A 7407-nucleotide genomic window follows, 5' to 3' on the forward strand; every position below is an offset into this window, starting at 1 on the left:
AGCTGCGTGGCAAAGAAGCCGCTGCATTGAAGAAAGAACTCGCTGAGCTGCCGGAGGTAAAAGGGATATCAACATCCAGGATGATCACCAGCGTGGGGAGCTTTTATGGAGAAAACGTCAGGTATAATCCGGGCGATTCCGCGGTAGTATGGCATAATACCGTAGACGAAAACTACATTCCCGTGCACCAGCATAAACTTTTGGCAGGTACCAACTTCAAACTGCGTCCTGAAAAAGGCAATGAAAGTGAGGTGATTGTAAACCAGCAGGTATTAAAGCGCTTCAATATTGCCGGACAAAATCCTCAGAAAGCGTTGGGAGAGCTGATCACGGTGGGAGGAAAGAAGCTGACGATAGTCGGCGTGTTGAAAGATTTCCATTACGGAACAATGGAAAGCAAGATCGACCCCGTGATGCTCCTCTACTCGGCAAGCGAGCCCAGCGGTTATCTGAACCTGAAAGTTGCATCCGGCGACCTTAAAGGCATGATGGAAAAGGTGGAAAACATCTGGAAGAAGTTCGACAAAGTACATACCCTGGAAGCACGTTTTTACGATGAGCAGATCCAGGAAGCTTACAGCCAGTTCTCCGTAATGATCAAAATCGTGGGCTTTATTGCATTCCTCGCCATTTGCATTGCCTCGCTCGGGTTGTTTGGAATGGTTGTTTTCACAACGGAAACAAAACTCAAAGAGATCAGCATCCGCAAAGTCTTGGGCGCAAGCCAGGCCGGGCTGGTATTCCTGCTTTGCCGCAATTTTCTGTTGCTGCTCGCTATTGCGGCCGCTGTTGCATTGCCGGTTACCTATTTACTTTTCGATCAGGTGTTTTTAACCAAATTCGTCTACCACCAACCTATCGGCATGACTGAACTGGTAAGCGGCGCCATTGCAGTAATGCTGCTGGCATTGTTGATGATCAGCTGGCAAACGGCCAAAGCAGCCCGGAGCAACCCCGCTGAGATATTGAAAAGTGAGTAGCTCCGGACTGGTACCTGCAATTCGTTGATGTTACTTTTTAGCGGCTCTTTTATCCAGCTCAGCATCCACCGGAACTACTGTTGCAAGATGTTGCTTGGCTGCCGCAGATAGTTCTTCAATTACTTGCGGGTACTTCCTGCCAATCTCGAATTTTTCGGAAGGATCGTGTTCCAGGTTGTACAAAAGAGGTGGATTATGCACGGCTGCCGGCTTTTGTGAATAAGACGCATTGGTTTTGAAATGCAGCTTGTAAGGTCCTTTTCTGATTGCGTACAGATCGTTATTCTCATAGTAATAAACGATCTCCGCGCTTTTCCCGGACTTACCTGTCAGGATATCGGCGATATTGCTGCCATCGAGCCGCGTATTTGCAGGTACCTCTGCGCCGGCCCATTTCAATATCGTTGGAAAAAGGTCCATTGAAGTGGCTACGGTTGATGAAACCTGGCTCTTAACCGTTCCGGGCATCCAGGCAATAGCCGGCACGCGCATTCCGCCTTCGTAAGTAGACCCTTTCGCTTCGTAAAGCAGTCCCGAAGAGCCGCCGTTTTCATCAATCAGGCTTTTCATCAGCCAGGGACCATTGTCGCTCAGGAACACGACGAATGTATTTTGGTCAAGTTTGAGTTCTTTCAGTTTGTTCAAAATCTGCCCGACACTCCAATCCAGTTCTTCTACCACATCGCCGTAAGGTCCGCGCTTGCTTTTTCCTGCAAAATCAGGCGAAGCGTGCAGCGGAACGTGCGGGAACGGACTGGCGTAATAAATGAAAAAAGGTTTGCTTCGGTTTTTGGTAATCAAATCGGTCACTTCACTGGTAAACCTTTTGGTCAGCAAATCCTGGTTCGGCTCGGTTTCCACCACCTTGGTATCGCGGTACAAAGGCAAAACGGGATTGTCAGCAACGATCGGTTTTCCATTCGCATCAGTACGGAAAGATTCTTTGCCCATATCATTGGAATACGGAATGCCGAAGTAGGAATCGAAGCCGTAGTTGGTCGGCAAAAACTCAGGTAGCGAGCCCAAATGCCATTTTCCTACAATCGCAGTCTGGTAACCTTTTCCCTTCAATGCTTTGGCCAGCGTTGTTTCGCGTAAAGGCAAGCCGCTGGTGGAATTGGTAAAAAAGACTTTGTTGGCCGCGCTTGTGCCAAAAACCCCGTTTCGGACCGGCAGCCGCCCGGTAAGCAATGCGGCCCTGCTGGGCGAGCACACATTGGCCGCTACATAAAACTGCGTAAACCGCGTTCCTTCCAGCGCCATTTTGTCCAGGTTCGGTGTACGTATCGTCGGGTGACCGTAAACGCCGAGGTCGCCGTAACCGAGATCGTCGGCGAGGATGATGATGAAATTTGGCTGTTTGGTTTTTTGGGCAAATGCGGTCGCTGAACTTAAAAACAGGGTAATCAGGAGTGCGTATATGGGATATCTTTTCATTGAAATGTTTTTATCAAATTAGAATTCAGCGCGTCGCAAGCTGGTCAGGCCACGCGGCCGGCTTTCCGGATTTTTTGAAAACAGGTAATTGGGCGTTCCATTTTTTCAGCTGTGCGGTCAGCAATGCGGCTAGCTCCCTTGTTTTCGCAGGATTGGCAGCTGCCTGGTCATTTTGCTCGCCAATGTCATTTTTGAGGTCGTAGAGTTCCAGCTTCCGGTTCCGGTAATCGTAAATGAGTTTCCAGTCGCCTTTGCGCAATGCGCTTGCAAAATGGATGTTAGGTCCTTCCTGCGCGATCCAGCGGTTGGGATGATGCCACACCAGCGTGCGCTGATCATTTTTAAATGCAGGGTTTTTCAGGATCGGCAAAAAGGACTTTCCGTCAACCTGCTGGATCAGTTCAGGACCTTTCACACCAGCTATTTCCAGGATAGTCGGGAAGAAATCTTCCACAATCACATACTGCGTCGCGGTTGTCTGCGGCTTTACCACGCCCGGCCACCGCACCAGCATCGGCTCGCGAATTCCTCCTTCATACACAGATCCTTTACCTGATTTGAGCGGCAGGTTGTGCGTCCACGCTTTGCCGCCGCGCTGCGGCTTGGTGCTCAGCCCGCCGTTATCTGACATAAAAAGGATCACCGTGTTATCAGCGAGCTTTTTGTCGTCCAGATATTTCAGCACATCTCCCAGGCTCTTGTCCATTCCCTCGATCAGCCCCGCATATTTTGCTTCCAAACTATCCAGGCCCATTTTCAGGTACTTGTCGATATAGCGTTTATCCGCATCAAGCGGCGTATGGACTGCATAATGTGAGAGGTAGAGGAAAAACGGCTTCTTCTCCGAAATAGGCTTTTCGAGCGCCTTTAAAGCTTCAATTGTAATTGCGTCGCTCAGGAAAGTGTCGGTACCGTGGTAAGCTTCCAGGCCGGGTACCGCATTGCGGTTAGGCTTTCCATTATTCGGTCGGTCATAATTGTTCTCGCCCAGGTAACTCGCCGGGTGCCCGATCTCGCTCCCTGCGATGTTGACCTGAAAACCCAGATTGAGTGGATTTGAACCCGGAGTGCCCTTCGAGCCGAAATGCGCTTTGCCGCTATGGATCGTGTAATAGCCGTTGTCGCGCAAAATCGCAGGCAATGCTGTTCCGTGAAAAGTATGTGGCACATTGGCCTCAGGACTGAAACCATTGATATTCCAGTCCACAAACTGCATGGTTGTGTCTGCAAAATCGGTATTGGTATTCTGGTTGGGCGATGTCCAGTGCGTGACGCGGTGGTGCGCGGCATTCACTCCCGTGATCAGGCTCACGCGCGTGGGGGTACATACGGGCATTGCATATGCATTGGTAAACTTCATTCCCTCCCTCGCCAGCCGCTCCATATTCGGAGTATGGTACCGCTTGTTGAAGTCAGATACCTTCTCCCAAAATGGTACAGAAGTATCCTGCCAGCCCATATCGTCTACCAGGAAGACGACAATATTCGGTCTAGCGCTTTGAGCCCACACCTGCTTTGGTACCGACAAGCCTGTCAGTACCAAAATCATTGTAATGCAATTCAAAAACTTATTTATAACCTTCATTCTGTTTGAGGTTTGGATTACGGTCGATCTCGCTTTGCGGCAGCGGGAAAAGTACCTGGTGATCAAATGCAACTTTGCCGCGCGCCTTTGCCCATTCGATAAATTTGCCGTGGCGGATCAGATCCTGGCGGCGCAGCTCTTCCGAGAAGAACTCCCACCCTCTTTCTTTCAATATCTGCGCGCGAAAAGCTTCTTTAGTCGGAAGCTGCGCTAGTGTCAATGCAGGCAGACCCGCCTTTTCATGCACCTGATTCAGAAGGCCGAGCGCCTCCGCAGTCGGGCCATTCAGCTCATTCAATGCCTCCGCCTTGCTTAAAAGGATATCTGCGTAACGTACTACCGGAAAATCATTGCCCAGATCGGCTGCGGTGGCAGTCAGGTCTTCCTCAAACTTGAAGCTCCTTTTATCATCCTGACCCAACACAATGTGCTTGCCGCTCAGATCGTCGTACTCCGTCAGGAACACCTGCCTGCGCTGATCTTTGGGGTCAAAAGAATCATAAAATGCAGAGAGCGTTTTCAGTTGTGTCGCGTAGTTCGCCTTCGGGTTACCCTTGAATTTGTAGCTCGGCGGCGCGGCGTGGGCCAGGTAGTTGGTACCCAGTCCCGGCTGCGCAATGTGCGGCCTCACGTAAATGAACTCGCTGTTTACCTCATTGGCCAGCTTGAACAAATCGGCGCGGTTAGCACTGTTAAACAAGCTGTAAGTGTTCAGATCAATGACCTTTTGAGCTGTTTCGCTCGCTTTTGCCCATTCTTTATTGTTGAGGTAAAATTTGGCAAGAAATGCGAGCGCCGCGCCTTTTGTCGCCCGGCCGTAATTTTTGGCTTTCACCGGAAGGATCGCACTTACTGCATTCAGCTCATCCGTCACAAATTTGACGAACTCTTCTTTCGTCGCACGCGCCGGCCGGTCCTCACTGCTGCTGATGCTGCTGGTGATGAGCGGAGTCGGCCCAAAAAGATCATACAGATAAATGTATCCGCTGGCGCGCAGGAACCTGGCTTCGGCGATGATCTGCTTCTTTCTTTCCTCGTCCAGTTCAATCGCAGGCACATTGTCTATCACCAGGTTGGCGCGGTAAATGCCACTATAATAGCGCGTCCAGGCTACATCGAAAAATTCGTGCGAAGCATTCCAGGTAAAATCTTCCAGCGGCTGGGCCAGTCCGCGCAACCCGCCTTCCCGGATAATAAGCAGGTCGGTAGTGACTTCGGCCATCACAAAAATGTTCCTGAATCCGTCGGTACCCTGCTTTTGTTCCAGCGCATAAGCTGCATTCAGCAGCGCCTCGGCATCGTCGGCCGTTTTAAAAAAGTTATTAGGACCGAATGAAGAAAAAACTTCTTCTTCCAGTGGCTTATCACAGCCTAAAACAGTGAGCAATAAAAAGATATATAGCAGCTTTTTCATTTTTATCAAAATCAAAGATTAATACTCAAACCAGCTGTGTAAGTACGTGAAAGCGGAAATGCATTGTAGTCTGCGCGCACATTGGAGGTTCCGAATGCACTCACTTCGGGATCGTAGCCCGTGTATTTTGTAATGGTAAACAGGTTCTGCCCGGTTACGTAGATCTGCACATTGCGTACATATTTCCATTTGGCAGTCGGAAAATTGTAGCTGAGCTGCAAGGTTTTCAGGCGCAGGTAAGAAGCATCTTCCACCGCCCGGCTGTTCACATTGCTCGTGTAAGCCACCGCGACGGGAACTGCAGAGGAGTTTTTGCTGGTCGGGTTTGTTGGTGTCCAGCGGTCGGTATAGGTTTCCAGCAGCCGGTTGCGGCGGAAAGAAATCGGGTTTTCAGACTCGGTCCGGTTGAGGTTGAACATCTGGCTGCCCTGCACACCCTGGAAGAAAAAAGAGAGGTTGAAAGGCCCGTAAGTGAAATCGTTATTCAGCCCGTAAGTGAATTTCGGAAACGGTGAACCAAGGATCGTCCGGTCCTGCGAGTTGATCGCCCCGTCGCCATTTACATCCCGGTACTTGTACTCGCCCGGCCGCGACAAAGGCTGCGCAGAAGAAGCAATATTCTCGCCGGTCTGGAACACACCGTCAACAATGTAACCATAGTAGGCATTGAGCGGATCGCCTTTGCGGATGATCGTAAAATCGTTGGTAAAGCCCGCCGAGCCGCCCAGGATAAACGGCAATGCGCCCAGGTCTGTTACCTCATTTTTGATGGTCGAGAAATTGGCAGCTGTCCGCCAGGTAAATGGCGCAGTGATGTTGATAGAATTCAGCCCAAACTCAAATCCAGAATTTTTCAGGCCGCCCACATTTTTAAATGTTGTGGTAAAACCCGTGGTACGCGGCACGGGAAGTTGCAGCAGCAGATCTTTGGTTTGTTTGTGGAAATAGTCAATACTACCTGTCAGTCTGTTATCCAGCACTCCGAAATCAATTCCCAAATCAAGCTGCGTGGTAGTTTCCCATTTCAGGTCTGGGTTAGGGAGCTGGGTAGTGGAGATACCTACATAAGGCGCGCCGTCAAAAATGGCTTGTCCCTGCGGCCCGAGCAGTACCAGCGATTTGTAGCTGCCGATATCCTGGTTGCCGGTTACCCCGTAGCTGGCGCGGAATTTCAGATCAGTGACTGTGCGGACATTTTTCAAAAATAGCTCATCTTTTATGCGCCAGCCTAATGCAACAGAAGGGAAAACACCGTACTTGTTATTATCCCCAAACCTTGAAGAACCGTCGGCGCGAATGGACGCAGTTAGCAGGTATTTGTCAAAAAGGTTATAGTTAATGCGGCCGAGATAGGAAAGCAGCTGGTTTTTTGTGCGACCTGAACCCAATGAAAATGTACTTTGCGCGCCGGCGGCAAGGTTATCCGTACCCAGTGCATCAAGCGGGAAGTTTTGCGCGCCGGCTGTAAGTGAGCTTGTTTCAAATTCCTGGAAAGTGTAGCCGCCGAGTATTTCAAGCTGGTTGTTTTTGTCCAGCGCCTTGCTGTAACGCGCCGTAAATTCGATCAGGTTGTTATATGAATTGCTCGTGAGTACATTAGCTACGCCCCTGGTACCTTCTGCCCTTTTGGTGAGGCGGGAAGTGAAAATGTCTCGGCGCGAATCCTGGCGGTCTGTTCCGAAGTTGATTTTGGCAGATAGCGAAGGCAGGAAGAAATACTCTGCAAATACACTCGCGAATGTGCGGTTGGTAGTGGCAAAATCGCTGACCTCGTTGGCCAGTCCCACTGGATTTTCGAGGTTAACAATCTGCGTCTGTGCCCAGGTACCATTCGCATTCCTGACCGGCAGCGTGGGGTCCTGGAAAATAGCCGTATTGATCACCCCCGCGCTCTCATTGACGCTCACACCATTTGGCACAAAATCATCCTTTACATTGCTGGAATTCAGGCTCAGTCCGAACTTGAATTTTTCGTCCGAGTAATTCAGGTT

At 50.2% G+C, this 7407-nt stretch carries 5 protein-coding genes; 1 reads left to right on the top strand and 4 read right to left on the bottom strand.

The window, feature by feature from the left end; translation table 11 throughout:
- On the top strand, positions 1 to 980 hold a 980-nt coding region (locus ACTIE6_RS13420), incomplete at its 5' end, for an ABC transporter permease (RefSeq protein ID WP_439557123.1).
- A 30-nt stretch (positions 981 to 1010) separates the two neighbouring features.
- Here ACTIE6_RS13420 and ACTIE6_RS13425 read toward each other — a convergent pair.
- From ACTIE6_RS13425 to ACTIE6_RS13440, 4 genes are all read right to left on the bottom strand, one after another.
- Positions 1011 to 2417 (bottom strand): sulfatase family protein, encoded by a 1407-nt coding sequence (locus ACTIE6_RS13425; protein WP_439557124.1) that lies wholly within the window; start codon positions 2415 to 2417, stop codon positions 1011 to 1013.
- A gap of 25 nt (positions 2418 to 2442) precedes the next feature.
- A complete protein-coding gene (locus tag ACTIE6_RS13430; RefSeq protein ID WP_439557125.1) occupies positions 2443 to 3966 on the bottom strand; it encodes a sulfatase in 1524 nt (507 codons plus the stop codon).
- A 19-nt stretch (positions 3967 to 3985) separates the two neighbouring features.
- A complete protein-coding gene (locus ACTIE6_RS13435; RefSeq protein ID WP_439557126.1) occupies positions 3986 to 5416 on the bottom strand; it encodes a RagB/SusD family nutrient uptake outer membrane protein in 1431 nt (476 codons plus the stop codon).
- 11 nt (positions 5417 to 5427) lie between these two features.
- The coding region (locus tag ACTIE6_RS13440; protein ID WP_439557127.1) for a SusC/RagA family TonB-linked outer membrane protein at positions 5428 to 7407 on the bottom strand (1980 nt) is incomplete at its 5' end.

It is taken from the genome of Dyadobacter sp. (assembly GCF_051859145.1).
In the GTDB taxonomy this organism is placed as follows: domain Bacteria; phylum Bacteroidota; class Bacteroidia; order Cytophagales; family Spirosomataceae; genus Dyadobacter.

What these genes read in the sequence shown, in the direction of transcription:
- ACTIE6_RS13425 (WP_439557124.1), bottom strand. Translation starts at nt 2,417, where the DNA reads ATGAAAAGATATCCCATATACGCACTCCTGATTACCCTGTTTTTAAGT.
- ACTIE6_RS13435 (WP_439557126.1), bottom strand. Translation starts at nt 5,416, where the DNA reads ATGAAAAAGCTGCTATATATCTTTTTATTGCTCACTGTTTTAGGCTGT.
- ACTIE6_RS13430 (WP_439557125.1), bottom strand. Translation starts at nt 3,966, where the DNA reads ATGATTTTGGTACTGACAGGCTTGTCGGTACCAAAGCAGGTGTGGGCT.